The organism is Empedobacter falsenii, assembly GCF_013488205.1.
Taxonomy (GTDB): domain Bacteria; phylum Bacteroidota; class Bacteroidia; order Flavobacteriales; family Weeksellaceae; genus Empedobacter; species Empedobacter falsenii_C.
Window position 1 is genome coordinate 3546740 of record NZ_CP040908.1, and the last position, 15636, is coordinate 3562375.

Consider the following 15636-nt stretch of genomic DNA (forward strand, 5'->3'; position numbering starts at 1 on the left):
GGGGATGATTTCCACTAATTATCATTTTCAACCCTACTCGTATATTTTATTAAAATCAAAGAATTCCCTCGTCTGCAAAACTAAGGTATGAATTTTTAGCCATAATAATATGGTCTAACAATCGAATATCAAATAACTCGCAACACTCTTTGATTTTAGAAGTTATTCGTTTATCTGATTCACTCGCATTTAGGTTTCCACTTGGGTGGTTGTGAGTTATTACAAGAGCAGATGCGTTAGCTTTTAATGCCATTCCCATAATCAACCTTACATCAATGCTACAAGTATTTATTCCACCTTTAAACATGCTTTTAATTCCTAAAACTTGATTCCCTTGATTTAGTAATAATATTTTGAACTCTTCTTGAAGTTCAATTGTATCCAAATCCCAATTCGCTTTAAGAACTTGATAAACTTCACTACTTCCCATTACTTTGATTTTCTCATCTACTTCATTCATATATGAGATTTTAATTTCTGACACCTTCATTTTTGGCTATAAGATTTTAGAGTAGAGATAAATTTTGTTGATGATTTAGTATCAAAAACAAGCTAGTTTGTTTACCTCTACGTTTGTTAAACATTAATTTAGAATCACAGGAGGATGAATAAATCCACCAGAAAAAACCACTTTCTTAAAAAGTGGTGAGGGGGATTCCAAATCTCCCAAAAATAGGCGGGGGTTATTCGAGGGTAGTTTACGTGTTCGAAAATTTTATAAAAAATTTTTGTAGAAATTGTAAGGTTTGTAAAACTATTAATCTACATAAACAATAAGTCATTTTAAGAAAAATGTTATATTTATAGAATTACAAATTAATAGTTTATATAATGAATGAAAAAATTCTATTAGCCTCATATTCAGTTAGAATAAAATTCAAAAGAGAAGATGCAATTTTAAATCAGTTTAATACAGTAGATGATTTTTATGTTGTTTTAAAAAATTTTCTAAAATATATCCATAAAAATGTTAATCAATTAAAAGATCGATCAGGTAAAAAAACAATATTTTTAACTTTGGATGAACCTGCAATTTTTAATGATAGCAAAAGAATTTGCTATGGTTACTTTTCAAGTGGAATAACAGGTGAACGATATAAAGTAAAAGAAATTGCGACAAATACTGTTCTTATGGACGTTGATAAAAACGATCATGCATCTTATAGAGATGTTTTTTTTTACTTTAAGATTCCTTCAGGTAAAACACAAGGATATTTAATTTTACAAAGAAAAACACAGTTTGGAATCAAGACGAAATTAGTACCCGCTTTAAATGGCTTCCTCGCTAAAGAAGGTTATACACAAAATAATCTAAGATTAAATAATATTTTACATAGCTCAGTATATGAAAATATGATGTTAAATGGAAAACTTAAAAAGGTTGAGTTAGTAAGAAATAAAATTCCTGATAACTTAGAAGATTTTTTAAATAATGATGAAAATTATAAAACAACAAAAGGAACTTTTAAGTCTTCATTTTCAAGTGGGAATTCTTTACCTGAAAAATGGAAAAATATAATCCATAAACTAAGCTTAAAAGAAAAAAATGAAACTGTAGAAATAGATGGTTTAGATGATAACTTCACTGATCTCGAATTTCAACTTGAGTTAAATGGTAAACAGAAAACATTTTATATAAAAAATCAACATAGAGTACAGCCTGATATTGATGTTACTAATAATATTGATTTTAAAGATGATGTTCCAACAACAGAATCTTTAATACAAAATGCAGAAGAAATAATAAATGATATAATAGAAATTAAACCTAAAAATGTTTAGCAGAATTAACATAGGAAAAATTATTACAGCTCATTATAAAACTCTTTACAGTCTCAATTCTAAAGGTGTTTCATGGAGAGACATAATAATATTTATTATAGCACCTATTGTTATTTCATTTTCATTAATTTACTTTTTTGATGTATCAATTAAAAAACAAGTTGGTAATCTTATTACGGCATTGTCAATTCTTGCAGGATTTTTATTTAATCTTTTAGCTATTATACATTCATCTCTTGATAAGATTAAGAATAAGATCACAGATGAAAAATCATTAAAATTCATATTTGCTAATGAGATCCATACTAATATTTCTTACAATATCATAATTGCATTGTTTCTTATAATATTTCTAGTAATTTTTGCTTTTGATATAACTATTAAAAACTTTTTTTGTTTTTGTATTTTTAATACAATATTTAATTTTATTTGTATATCACTTTTAATACATTTTATATTAACATTATTCATGATTCTTAATCGAATTTATATTTTAATTGATAAAGAAAATTAAATTTCATTTTATGAAAGAAGAAAATAATATTGATTTTGATTTAAATAAAATTGAATCACCCATTGAAGAATTTTTTCTTAATCATTTTTGTAAATATTTATCTAGTGAGACTGAATTAATACTTCAGCATCCAATAAAAACCTTAAGTGGAAACTTTAGAGCAGATATATTCCTAAAAAACAATAATAGAAATATTATTATCGAGTGCGATGGTGTAGAATATCACACTAAAGAAATAAATGATTGGTATGATGAATGGCGTGATACATTAATATTATTCCATCAAGAAGCAGATACAATTTATAGAATTAGTGGAAAAGATATTTTTAATAATATTAATTCTTTAATATATTTAATTTACAATTTTGAACCAATTTTTTTTAACTCAGAATATTCTAGTAAACTTCCTAAAAAAGAAATTGTTAATGATAGAATAAAGAAACTTATTAATTATTCATACACTAGTGATAACGGTGAAAATATCCAATCAACTATTACTGTTAAACGCAAGGATACTAAATTTGATTTTGATATATTTTGGTTTAAATATGTATTATATTCTATAAATTTTCCTCTTAAAAACATTAAAGAGTTAATTGAAATTATGATTGAAAAAAAATTTAGTGTAGATGAATTAGTTTTATTAATCAAACAGAAATATCCCGAAATTAATATTGAAGATATAAATTGTTTCAAAACAACTAAAAAATAAATTATAAATATTCAAATTATAAAACTAACATTCTATTAACAAAATTTTCTATCTAAAATTTTAAATTAAATTAGTTTTAGAAAAGTCAATTGTTATATAGAAAGGTATCTTAAACTATTTAAATGGATTCATCCAAGTACTATTTCCAAAAAGAAATAAAACATATCAACGAAGAAATTGAAGTCATTAAACGAATAAATAATTTAAATTCAAAACTACGTGATTATAATTGGTTATTTATACATCCTTACAACCAAGGTATTGTAATTGAAAATTTTGAAAAGATTATTAATGAACATGAAAAAGAAATAGCTGAAGAGAAAATATTTGAGTATTATGCCAAAAAGTTTCTAACTTTAACTGACACTATAGTGATGATAGAAGGTTATTACAAAAAAAGACCTTTTTTAAAAGATTTTAAAGTTCAAATTGAAGAGTCAGTTATTCTTTGTCTTCAAAAAGATTTTTCTGGTGCTATCAATTTATTATTACCAGTAATTGAAGGTTCACTTAGAAATTATTTAATTTCTAAGCGAGGTGATAAAGCTAAAACAATTATCAAAATGTCAGACTTAAGTGCAAAGACATTTAATGAAATGACAAATGATTATGTCAACTTAAGGGAATATTACTATTCTGAAGGTAGCCAAGAATTAAAATATCGCAATACATCTTTAGACATAAACCAAAAAAAACAATTATTAAAAAAGCACAAAGAATACTTCACTCTTTGGATTAATCAACTAAATGAATACTTAAATAACAATCTTTACCTTGATACTAGAATTTCTGATTCAATAACAGACGATTTTAATCGTCATAATTTAATACATGCATTAGATACAATTGATTATAGTTTCAAAAATTATCTAAGACTTTTTAATTGTTTAAATTTCCTTACTTGGGCGTTTGGAAATATATCAAAAGGATGCTCTATTCTTGCTGAATACGAAGATGAAGTTATTGAAAAGAAATGGGTTGAATATTTTAAAATACTAACTATTTCCGAATCTATGACAGAAATTAAAGCCGAAATTTATGAGTATGAAATCCAGAGTTTTAAAAAGTATATTGATAAAACATTTTTAAAACCATTAGCGATATCCGAAATTTTACACAAACAACTTCTAAAAGTCAATGATGTATTTCTAAAAAGAAAAAAATAAAAGATCTACAATTAGTACCTACTTGGAAAAAATTCCGAAGTTGTCATAATATAATAAAAGTATCTAGTACTTTTTCTCTCAAAATATATTTAACATAATTTGGTTATAGTGGGCTTGTCCCCGATAGCCCGTAGGCGACTATAACAACAAGTTATGTTAATATAGATTTTGTCCGCTGTTTCTATTTAAGTTTCAAGATAGCTTTCAAGCTCAGGAGATGTAAAAGAGATATCTGTTGAATTTGCAGTTTTTGTACTTTTTGTAACATTGTAAACCTTGTAAGTTTATTATTTTATATATGTATTTTGATTTTTAGTTAATTATATTTTACGTTACCTTTTTTAACCCTCCTGTGCTTACATATAAATAGAAGATATATTGATTAACTATTACAGAGTTACAAAGTTTACAATTTTTACAAATACAAAAAACCTCAGCTAAAAATTAGCTGAGGTTTATATTTATACTATAATACTTTTCTGTTTAGACAGAGACATAAATTGTGATATAGTTAAAGATAGTATCAATCCGAAGGTAGGAAAAATGAATAATACTGTTATTATAACCGTACAAACCATTACCCAAGTTCTATTTTTAGAATATTTTTCAACATTATTTCCATTTAGATAATCTAAATATCGTTTATTGTTTCGCATTAGTGAAATAAATAATAAATAAATAGGTATTGAATAAGCTAAAATCATCATTACTGCTCCTGTAACTGCTCCTAAAATTTCTCCCTTTTTTCCATTCTCATCAAATTCGTTATACTCATCGACTTTTAACTTTCTATTATATTTCATTTCGAAAGCTCTTTGTCTTATATACATATCCTCTAAAACAAGAGGGCTAATATCGTTATTTGGATCTACAACAATAGAGGATAAATCATTTTCACTATTAAAAATAATTCTTGGAGTATTATATTTTTCATTCGTCTCAACAATACCTTTAAGTACTGAGAAAATAATAAAAAGGTTACCTAAAATTAATAAAATATAAAACCAAATTTTTGCCAATTTGCTTGCTATTTGTATTGTTCTCATGTTAAAATATATAATTATGTTTTACAAAAAATCTCTTTCAGCCGCATCTTCGATGACAGAGATTCCATAAGCAGATCCGTCATCAGCTTCATCGATAATTTTAAAAAATTGTTCTTTCGTCATAATAAATAAATAAGAAAATTGTGTTAATAGCTGTTCTTCATCTAAAGCTAAAACATTCCCAAGAGAAATATCAAAATCATAAACTTCACCATTAAAAATAAATGTCCAATGAACAATTAAATCATTATTAATAAATTTAATATTAGCAAAATATTTCCCTTCTGAATTCAAATTAAATTCATTTTCATTTATATGAACAAGTCTGGCTTTACCTCCAAAAGCAAATAGGTTTATTCCTAGAATTATTGTTTGAATATGATGTTGTAGATCAGTTTTTAGAAAATTCTTTAGAGGGTCTTCTGAGTGTTGAATATTGATTTTAATATCATTATTTATGATTAGCTTTGCTATATCTTTATAAATACTAAATTGGTTTTGATTTAAACTATACTTTCTTATAAAATGTCTATTCCCATAATATTCATTTTTAGAATCATAAATAATTATTAACATTTCATCCTTTATACAAATAATAATTTCAATTTTTTCAAAATTGTTTTCTGAAATAGATATTATTTTTACTAAATCTGGTAAGTTTTCAATAATTTTTAAATCAAAAATACCATCCAAATAACAAATTAAGTCATTATATCTTCTAATGATTTTTTCTCCTTTATATTCTGTATTTGGTACACCTATTTTTGATACTTCTTTATTTCCACCTGCAATAATAGTTATGGAGATGAATCCTAATATAGCCAAAGAAGCCATAATAATTTCTCCTACTCCTAAATCATACTTAGTAAATAGCCCAAAAGACATGAAAAATGTAGCTATAATAAAAGATAAAATATAATCGTATCCAAGACCTTTCCCACTCGCAAACCTAACTAAATATTCATCTGTAAGTCGCTTAGCTAGAAAAAATAAAAAACCTATATGAATTAAAAATATTATAACCCAATTCCATTCCAATACTATTGAATAAGAAACAACAGGAAGGATAATGCCTGAAATAAAAGGAATGTAAGAAAATACTGAATTAGTATAGTATAAATCCTTTTGAGCCCAAGAAATCATGAATATTCCAAAGCAAATAGAATAAATTAAACCAGAAATAATTAATAAAACTTCACTCATATAAATGTGGTATCTAATGAGCCTAAATAGATGATTTTGATTAGAAAAGAAGGCGTAGGCTCGGACTCTTATTTAATTGTAGGGGCTCTGGTAAGCCTTAAGATATAAATAAGCGAAACCCACGCCCCTATATTATAAGGACGCGAGAATCAACTCATTCTACATCTTAATTTTGAATTTACCAGATTCCTACAGTAGAATATTAGTTAACGCTTCACGTTAGTTTTACGATATGTTATTGAGACAAATATAAAACAAAATTTGCTTTTCTAACCCATGTTGTTTTTTTTATTTGTAAAAAATAAGGAGGTAAAAAACCTCCTTATTTTCTAATTAACTATTGAATAAGTGGCACCAATTTTAGTCAATGCCTTTTTATTTAATAACCTTTTTAATGCATTATCTACAGTCTTAATACTAACCGAAAGCTTCTCAACAACAATTTTCACCGCTTCTCCTCTTTTAAAATTTTGAGGTAGCAATTGTAAAATTTCAGACTCAGATTCCTTCAAATCAATTGATTTATCATATAAACTAGCCGTATCTAAAGAATTTCTTAGTAAGTAAGGCAGAATAACTTTTATAAAATCAATAGCTCTGTCAGAACATTCAAATCTATCCATTTCATCAGAAAATTCTTCGGTATTCTCCAAAACAGTATAAATCATCAACAAACGATACATCATTATTGCTTGTCGCAACACAATATCTACTAGATTTTCATCAATGTCTTGTACTGCATTAAAATAACCTTCAAAGAAATTATTAAAATCTGAGAGTTGTTCCTCGTTTAAATAAAATTCACGCTCTAAAGAATTAACAACCTCGTACACCTTGAATAAGTAATCGTTCAGAATATGAATTTCTTGCCTACGATTACCCACGTATGACCCATCATTCCATTTTGATCTTTCTGAATAGGTGTAGAACATGATTCTGCTGAACAACCCATTTTCTCTTGATTGTATCAATGGTTTTACTTGTTCTCCTGTTCCTGAAATAGCCACCGTTAACTTCGGAGTATCACATATAATTTCTGGATAAGATTTACGAGAAATACTTATGCGTTCGTGTTGGAATGCTTTACGTAATATCTCTGAATAGTCCCCCCACTCCTTCTTTAATACAAAAGATAAAGTATCAGCTTCGTTGTCATGGATATAACTCCCATCCGAGAACGAATTTGACAATTTTTCTTGTAATTTTGCACTACTGCTATTCGCTGGAATAAAGAAGTTAGAATTTTTTGTTAGAATTTCTTCTTTTACTTTTTGAATAATTTTCTCTCCAATCGATAACTTCGATTTACCTGTAGCTGCTTGCCCAATAACAAATAAGTAGAGATTTGGAAAGAACAACTCATCTCTATAATAGCCAAATACTTTTGGGAAAATTGCACTAAGATGTGTTAAACTTGAGAGGAGAACGATATCCTTCTCTCGCCCTGTAAAGGTTTCTAATAAAGGTTTTAACATCAGGAGCCAAGTCAAACACCTCCTGTGGAAATTTTCCATCATCAGGTATTTCAAATGTAACCTCCTCTGTTGTTATTTCCTCCTTTTCTTGTGAACCCTCTAACTCTCCCTGTGAAATTTCTACTTCTTCTTTCAAAATTGCCTTCAAATCAACGTTAGAATCTATCTCTAACTTGCTGAAATTTCCATTTAAGAATGGATTTCTTACGAACTCTACGTTCTCTAAATTTTCTTTTAACATATTACTAATTTTTTTTAGTGAAGAAAATTCATTCTTTCTTCATTGCAAGTTTAGAGCGAAAGCTGAAGAATTGAACGGAGACTAATTTTTTAATTATTTCTACTTTGACTCTCCACTCATAGCCTTTGTTACAGCATCATAATATCTTTTGTTATAGAATGAAGAAAGAGTAGTTTCGTTTAAATTACAATTTGAAAAAACACCTTTAACACATGGAATTTGGAAGATGTGACAAAAAATTACAATAAATTTTATTTTTTCATCTACTTCAGAGAGCAATTTTTCAACTTCTGAATAGAGTCTATGTTTTAGAATTATATGAGTTACTTTATCAATTTCTACTTTTGTCATATAGGATTCGATATATTCATCGGTTAATAATTCTTTTAAATTCTGAGTTATTGAAAGTAATGCGAAAAAATTAGTAATTCTAACAGCTTCTTGGGATGCTAATTTTGGAGTAAAAACAATTTTTACAAGATCTTCTGTAGAATTAATATCATCATTAAGGATATTTTTGATTCGTTTCAATTCTGATTGAACGTCAATAAATTCTTGAAGCATCTTTTTCTCTTCTTCAGTACTAATAGTGTTATACTTTTTTATAAAATTATATTGGTATTGAATCCCTAATTGTAAAAACTTACCTTTTAGCTCAACTAAATCATATGATTTAAACAAATCATCAAGCAAAAATTCTGCTTTTTTAGAGATTCTAAATTCCTTAAAAGGGAATTCTAAATTATGTAAGAAACCTTTACTATAGCTTTTATTAAAACGAACTTTCCTAGATAAATTCTCTCTTTCTAAATCTGTATAACCTTCTTCAGTAACAATTTGAAAATTATAAACAGTTGGTTTTTCCATATTATGTATTTTTTGTAACTTTTGTATTATTGTAAAAATAGTAGTTTAAATATTATTATAGAAAGGCTCAAGACTGTTTTACTATATAAAACCTCTTCTTTATCTCCTGAGCCTGTAATCTACCATAGTAGCTTCTTACAAAAATTACAAGTTTACAAGTTTCTTAATATCAATAACTTTTGCTGTTGTAGGACACCTTATGGTTCAAGTTTCGACCTCAACAAATCTGCTTTCTGCTTATCATTCATCTTAATATATGTTTGTAGGGTTTTAGTTTGTTTGTGTCCTGTACCAAGTTTCAACGTATCTAAATCAACTCCTTTTCCATAATTAAGCGTTACAAACGTTCTTCTTGCTGTATGGCTACTTATCATCTGCCATCTCACTTTTTTATTGTCACCGTTGTACTGCTTATTGAGTGTTTCGCATAGTTTAGCAACATCTTTGATGTACTCATTGAACTTGACATTAGAAATCTTCGGAAGTTTGTAACTATACTTTACAAGAATTGTTTTTACAACCTTCAACAATGGAAGAGTTAATTGCTCATTTGTTTTCTGCTGTCGTATTGCTATATATTCATCATCAATAATGTTTGATTGATTTATCTTGTTGAGGTCTGAAAATCGTTGACCTGTATAACATGCAACTAAAAATAAGTCTCTTACTTGTTCCAATCTTTTGTTATTAGATAAGTTTAATCTTTCCATTTCATCTATTTCATTTTCACTCAAAGCAATGTTATCTACTTCAATATCCTTTGTTAAAAATCTACTATTATGCAAAAATGGATTAACCTTGATACCTAAATTCTCAATAAAATATAAAACAGTTCTCAAAAATTTCATTTTACGATAAACAGTAGTCGGAGCATACTTCTTAGTCTCGATTAAATACTCTACATATTCATTTCTAAACTTCAAATCAATCATCTCAGTATTATAAATACGCTTCTTATCCTTCTGAAAATCTTTGAAGTTTTCTTTGGCTTGTTTATACTTTTGAACTGTGGTATGAGCTGTTGTAGATTTTATAGTCTCAATGTAGTCATCAAAATAATCTAAAATTGTTTTCTTATCGACTTTCTTAAACATTGGATTATTCTGAAAATATTCTTGTTCAATCAAATTCTTTAACTCTTCCGAATTTGGTTTTCTTTTGAAAGTATCTGTAAAACTGTTAAACATCTTATAAGCCACTTTTTCAATTTCAACCAATTCTTTGTTTATATGTTGATGATTCTTTTCTGAAATGGTTTCCTTGACCTTCAACCTGTCTTTATTCCAAAACTTCGGATTAACCTTCTGTTTGGTTGAGATTTTCATCTGTAGACCATCCCAACGCATGACCAAATAAATAATCGTTTCTGAGCTACTCTTTGGCTCTTTCAATACAAATGTTGTCTTTATCATATATCATTTTTTTTAAAATTCCTTTCTATGAGAGGGATTCAAGCTGATATACGAGGGGATGAATTAGGGGATGAATTAGGGGATGAAATAGCGATTTTTCACCGATTTTTATATAATTCCAAAAAGTATGGACACAAAAAAACCCTCTATTTTAGAGGGTTTAATAACTTTTAGTGTTTATAAAAGTTGTTTGTGTGGAGCTGGCGGGATTCGAACCCGCGTCCAAACAAGCAACAAATAAGCTTTCTACATGCTTAGTTTATTATTAATTTTCGACGAAATCCTGAGAATAAACACTCTGTCATCCGCTTATCATCTAAAATCTCGAAACCTATCCGATGCACTAAGGTTTCTATTCTTACTTTCCCGTGTCCCTGTATCAAACGCCGTAAGTCAAGGCTTTTGAGGGACATTCAGCTTCTATACCTAGTATAGACGTGGCGTATTCTTACTAAAATTCAGAATTATGCAGCTAAAGCGTACTCTTCGTTGCCAGTTAAAAAGTTGAAGTGCCTGATTAAAGTGAGTACACAACCTATCACTGCATGCTTACTTACCCATTGGCCTTGCTGTCAAAACCAGTCAGCCCCATAAATAAATTGTCAATAAATAATTGACGGATGCCAAATGTACAAATTTTATACCAAATAGAATTAACTTTTTCTAAACATAATTATTGAACAAATTTGAATAAATTAGAAAAAATTTAATTCACAAAAAATTTTAATAAAATGGGAAACTTAGTTAATGTACCTACATTCAAAGATCATTATGACAATTACATCAATGGTCAATTTACGCCACCTACAAATGGAAAATACTTTGATGTTGTAACGCCACTTACTGGAAAAGTTTTTACAAAAGCTGCGCATTCTTCAGAAGAAGACTTAGTAAAGGCGGTAGATGCTGCTCACGAAGCTTTCAAAAGTTGGAGTCAAACTTCGCCAACGCAACGAAGCATTATTTTGAATAAAATTGCAGATCGAATCGAAGAAAATCTACAAAATGTTGCGGCTGTAGAAACTTACGATAATGGAAAACCAGTTCGTGAAACGTTGAATGCTGATATTCCTTTGGCAATCGATCATTTCAGATATTTTGCTTCGGTAATTCGTGCTGAGGAAGGTTCTATCAACGAATTAGATAAAGATACAGTTTCAATTATTATCCACGAGCCAATTGGTGTTGTTGCGCAAATTATTCCTTGGAACTTCCCAATTTTGATGGCGGTTTGGAAATTAGCTCCTGCTTTGGCTGCTGGAAACTGTGTGGTTTTAAAACCTGCTGAATCTACTCCTATCTCGATTTTATATTTATTCGAATTAATTGGAGATTTATTACCTCCAGGAGTTGTTAACATTGTAAATGGTTTCGGTGGAGAATTAGGTCGCGCATTGGTGACAAATCCTAAAGTATCGAAAGCTGCATTTACAGGATCTACAGCTACAGGGCGTTTCGTGATGCAATATGCAACAGAAAATATTATTCCAGTTACGTTAGAATTAGGTGGAAAATCGCCAAATGTATTCTTCGAATCTGTAATGGATCATGATGATGATTTCTTAGACAAAGCAATTGAAGGTGCAGTATTATTTGCACTTAATCAAGGTGAAATTTGTACATGTCCTTCTCGATTATTGATTCAAGAATCTATTTATGATAAGTTTATTGCACGAGTTGTAGAGCGTGTAAATATGATTAAAGCAGGAAATCCTCTTGATCCTGAAACAATGATTGGTGCGCAAGCTTCTCAAATTCAATATGACAAAATTTTAAGTTATATTAAATTAGGAAAAGAAGAAGGTGCAGAAGTTTTAACTGGTGGAGATGCTAATCATTTACAAGGAGATATCGAAAATGGTTATTACATCAAACCAACATTATTTAAAGGAAATAACAAGATGCGTATTTTCCAAGAAGAGATTTTTGGACCTGTATTAGCTGTAACAACTTTCAAAGATGAAGCAGAAGCGATTGAACTTGCTAATGATACAATTTATGGTTTAGGAGCTGGAGTTTGGACGCGTGATGCACATCAATTGTATCAAGTTCCACGCGCTATTCAGGCTGGTCGTGTTTGGGTTAATCAATATCATAGTTATCCTGCTGGAGCGCCTTTCGGAGGTTATAAACAATCTGGAATCGGACGTGAGAACCACAAAATGATGTTAGACCATTATCGTCAAACTAAAAATATGTTAGTTTCTTATAGCAAAAAGAAATTAGGTTTCTTCTAAATCAATAATTAATTAAAAATCTCAAAAAATGAAACGTGTTGATGCAACAGAAAAAGCAATTAATTTATTGAATGAATTAAAAGCAAAACATGGCGATTTAATGCTTTATCAAGCGGGAGGTTGCTGTGAAGGAACGCAACCACAATGTTTCAGAAAAGGAGAATTTTACCTTCGATACAAAGATGTTTGCATTGGAGAAATTGATGGAGTTGAATTTTGGATTGACAAAGATCTGTTCGAATATTGGAAACATGCACATTTCGAATTAGATGTAATTGATGCGATTGGCGCAGGAGGTTTTTCGTTAGAAGTTCCGCTTGGCAAAACATTTAAAGTCAATTATCGAATATTCTCTCAAGAAGAACTTAATCAATTAGACGAAGTTAAAATCAATTTATAACAGAAAAGCCATTTGCAATGCAAATGGCTTTTTTATTTATGATAGAAATAATTTTATCCTAAAACTTCAATCGCTTTGTTGATACGTGCAATCGTTTCCTCTTTTCCTAAAATTGCCATAATCACAGGAACATCTGGTCCTTGTAACGCACCAACTAAACTAAGACGTAAAGGCATTCCGATTTTTCCAAATCCAATTTCTTGAGCTGTAACAAATTCTGCCATTGCATCGTGTAAAATTTCTGAAGTAAATTCTGATGAATTTAAAACTTCAACAAATTTTCCTAAAATCTCTTTCGAATCATCTTTCCATGCTTTTTTAGCTGCTTTTTCGTCGTAAGTAGAAGGAGCTATATAAAAGAATTGACCTTGCTCGAAAATATCTTTTACAAAGTTTGCTCTTTCTTTTAACAATTCAACCACTTTTGCATCTAAAACTGGATTCGGTTCGATTCCGTTTTCTTTTAAAACTTCTTCGAAAGATGGCAATAATTCTTCAACAGATTTTTGTTGTAAATATTGGTGATTAAACCAAGTTGCTTTTTCTGGAGAAAAACGTGCACCTGATTTCGAAACTTTTTCTAATGAAAATAATTGAATCAATTCTTCCATTGTAAAAATCTCTTGATCAGTTCCAGAATTCCACCCCAATAAAGCTAACATATTCAACACTGCATCTGGAAAATAACCTTCTTGTTTGTATCCTTTTGCAATTCCTTCTTCTGTTTTCCATTCCATTGGGAAAACTGGAAATCCGTGTTTGTCTCCATCACGTTTGCTTAATTTTCCTTTTCCTTCTGGTTTCAAGATTAATGGTAAATGTGCGAAACGAGGCGCTTCCCAACCAAATGCATCATACAATAATTCGTGTAAAGCCATTGATGGTAACCATTCTTCTCCACGAATTACGTGAGAAATTCCCATCAAATGATCGTCCACAATATTAGCTAAGTGATACGTTGGCATTCCATCAGATTTAAACAAAACTTTATCATCTAAAGTTGCTGCATCAATCGTGATTTTTCCACGAATCATATCATCCAATAAAACTGTACGCGAATCATCAATTTTGAAACGAATCACATAAGGTGTTCCATTCTCAATTAAAGCTTTTGTTTCATCTTCCGTCAACGATAAAGAGTTTTTCAAATTTCCTCTTGTCGACCAGTTATAAATAAATGTTTCTTTATTTTCTTCTGCTTTTGCACGTGCAGCGTCTAATTCTTCTGCCGTATCAAACGCATAATATGCATTTCCTGAAGCTAATAATTCGTCTACATATTGTTTGTAGATTTCTTTACGCTCTGATTGACGGTAAGAACCTAAGTCTCCACCAAAACCAACACCTTCATCAGGAGTTAAGCCTAACCATTTCAACGAATCGATAATATATTGTTCAGCACCTTCCACATAACGTGTTTGGTCTGTATCCTCTATTCTTAATAAGAATTTTCCGTTATTATGTTTTGCGAAAAGATAATTGTATAACGCAGTACGGACTCCTCCGATGTGTAACGCACCTGTTGGACTTGGCGCAAATCTTACACGAACTTCTTTTGCCATTGTATCAAAATTTTTGCAAATTTAAGTCGTTCAATTCTATAATAGATATTTATTTTAAATAATATTCTATTTTTTATCTTCGTGAAAGCAAAATTCAACAAAATAAAACCACATAAAAATGAAATTATATTCAATAGAAACAGGAAATTTTAAATTAGATGGCGGCGCAATGTTCGGTATTGTACCAAAATCGATTTGGAATAAAACCAATCCTGCTGATGATAGAAATTTAATCGATCTTGCAATGAGATGTCTATTAATCGAAGATGGCGAACGATTAATATTAATTGATACCGGAATCGGAACTAAACAAGATGCAAAATTCTTTGGGTTTTATTATTTGTGGGGCGATGCTACTTTGGATAATTCTCTAGCCAAACATGGATTTCATCGCGATGATATTACAGATGTTTTCTTGACGCATTTACATTTTGATCATTGTGGTGGCGCAATTCAATACAACAAAGAGAAAGATTATTTAGAAGCTTCATTCAAAAACGCAAAATTTTGGTCGAATGCGAATCATTGGGATTGGGCAGTAAATCCAAATCCACGTGAAAAAGCGTCTTTCCTGAAAGAAAATATTTTACCTCTACAAGAAAGTGGACAACTTAATTTGATTGATTTGCCTCAAAATGGATCTATTTTAGAAAATTCTCCACTTGGTTTTGATATTTTATTTGTGGATGGACATACCGAAAAGCAAATGTTACCAATCATTACATATAAAAGCAAAAAAATAGTTTATATCGCAGATTTAATCCCAACTGTAGGGCATATTCCATTAATTTATGTAATTGGGTTTGATACACGACCTTTAATAACAGTTGAAGAAAAAGGAACGTTTTTACAAAAAGCAGTCGAAAATGAATATATTTTGTTTTTTGAACATGACCATGTCAACGAATTAGCTACGTTAAAATTAACAGAAAAAGGGGTTAGATTAGATAAAACCTATTCATTTTCAGAAGTTTTTGATTCAATTTAAAATCAATTTCATAACCGAAATGATTTCACAA

The 15636-nt window shown here is 29.2% G+C and carries 14 protein-coding genes and 1 other RNA gene; 6 read left to right on the plus strand and 9 right to left on the minus strand.

Features of this window, described 5'->3' with window-relative positions; all coding sequences use genetic code 11:
• Positions 1-55 precede the first annotated feature (55 nt).
• On the minus strand, positions 56-460 hold the full coding sequence (locus tag FH779_RS16540; RefSeq protein ID WP_244957982.1) for a JAB domain-containing protein: 405 nt from the start codon (positions 458-460) through the stop codon (positions 56-58).
• Positions 461-831: 371 nt separating this feature from the next.
• Between FH779_RS16540 and FH779_RS16545 the strand changes: the two genes are divergently transcribed.
• From FH779_RS16545 to FH779_RS16555, 3 genes are all read left to right on the plus strand, one after another.
• On the plus strand, positions 832-1782 hold the full coding sequence (locus tag FH779_RS16545) for a hypothetical protein (protein WP_180905480.1): 951 nt from the start codon (positions 832-834) through the stop codon (positions 1780-1782).
• A 524-nt stretch (positions 1783-2306) separates the two neighbouring features.
• A complete protein-coding gene (locus FH779_RS16550) occupies positions 2307-3008 on the plus strand; it encodes a PDDEXK family nuclease (RefSeq protein WP_180905481.1) in 702 nt (233 codons plus the stop codon).
• 122 nt (positions 3009-3130) lie between these two features.
• Positions 3131-4174 carry a hypothetical protein gene (locus FH779_RS16555; protein WP_180905482.1) on the plus strand — a complete coding sequence of 348 codons (1044 nt, stop codon included), beginning with the start codon at positions 3131-3133 and terminating at the stop codon, positions 4172-4174.
• A gap of 461 nt (positions 4175-4635) precedes the next feature.
• Here the strand turns inward: FH779_RS16555 and FH779_RS16560 are convergent, their stop codons facing one another.
• The 7 genes from FH779_RS16560 to ssrA form a co-directional block, all read right to left on the minus strand.
• Entirely contained in the window at positions 4636-5220 is a 585-nt protein-coding gene (locus FH779_RS16560; RefSeq protein WP_180905483.1) for a hypothetical protein, read from the minus strand.
• A 21-nt stretch (positions 5221-5241) separates the two neighbouring features.
• Entirely contained in the window at positions 5242-6423 is a 1182-nt protein-coding gene (locus FH779_RS16565; RefSeq protein WP_180905484.1) for a hypothetical protein, read from the minus strand.
• Between the two features lie 329 nt (positions 6424-6752).
• Positions 6753-7898 carry a DUF3987 domain-containing protein gene (locus tag FH779_RS16570; protein ID WP_180905485.1) on the minus strand — a complete coding sequence of 382 codons (1146 nt, stop codon included), beginning with the start codon at positions 7896-7898 and terminating at the stop codon, positions 6753-6755.
• A complete protein-coding gene (locus FH779_RS16575) occupies positions 7822-8139 on the minus strand; it encodes a hypothetical protein (RefSeq protein ID WP_180905486.1) in 318 nt (105 codons plus the stop codon). The genes FH779_RS16570 and FH779_RS16575 overlap by 77 nt, the downstream gene beginning before the upstream one ends.
• 99 nt (positions 8140-8238) lie before the next feature.
• The gene (locus FH779_RS16580; protein WP_180905487.1) at positions 8239-9006 is read right to left on the minus strand and encodes a hypothetical protein; all 768 of its coding nucleotides are present in this window, start codon (positions 9004-9006) and stop codon (positions 8239-8241) included.
• Positions 9007-9203: 197 nt separating this feature from the next.
• Positions 9204-10418 carry a site-specific integrase gene (locus FH779_RS16585; RefSeq protein WP_180905488.1) on the minus strand — a complete coding sequence of 405 codons (1215 nt, stop codon included), beginning with the start codon at positions 10416-10418 and terminating at the stop codon, positions 9204-9206.
• Between the two features lie 192 nt (positions 10419-10610).
• Positions 10611-11008: a transfer-messenger RNA gene (gene ssrA, locus FH779_RS16590) on the minus strand.
• Positions 11009-11149: 141 nt separating this feature from the next.
• Between ssrA and FH779_RS16595 the strand changes: the two genes are divergently transcribed.
• Entirely contained in the window at positions 11150-12655 is a 1506-nt protein-coding gene (locus tag FH779_RS16595) for an aldehyde dehydrogenase family protein (RefSeq protein WP_180905489.1), read from the plus strand.
• A gap of 28 nt (positions 12656-12683) precedes the next feature.
• Positions 12684-13055, plus strand: a complete 372-nt coding sequence (locus tag FH779_RS16600; protein ID WP_180905490.1) for a DUF779 domain-containing protein — start codon at positions 12684-12686, stop codon at positions 13053-13055.
• Between the two features lie 53 nt (positions 13056-13108).
• Here the strand turns inward: FH779_RS16600 and gltX are convergent, their stop codons facing one another.
• On the minus strand, positions 13109-14617 hold the full coding sequence (gene gltX / locus FH779_RS16605) for a glutamate--tRNA ligase (RefSeq protein ID WP_180905491.1): 1509 nt from the start codon (positions 14615-14617) through the stop codon (positions 13109-13111).
• 118 nt (positions 14618-14735) lie between these two features.
• Between gltX and FH779_RS16610 the strand changes: the two genes are divergently transcribed.
• The gene (locus FH779_RS16610) at positions 14736-15605 is read left to right on the plus strand and encodes an MBL fold metallo-hydrolase (protein ID WP_180905492.1); all 870 of its coding nucleotides are present in this window, start codon (positions 14736-14738) and stop codon (positions 15603-15605) included.
• Positions 15606-15636 lie beyond the last annotated feature (31 nt).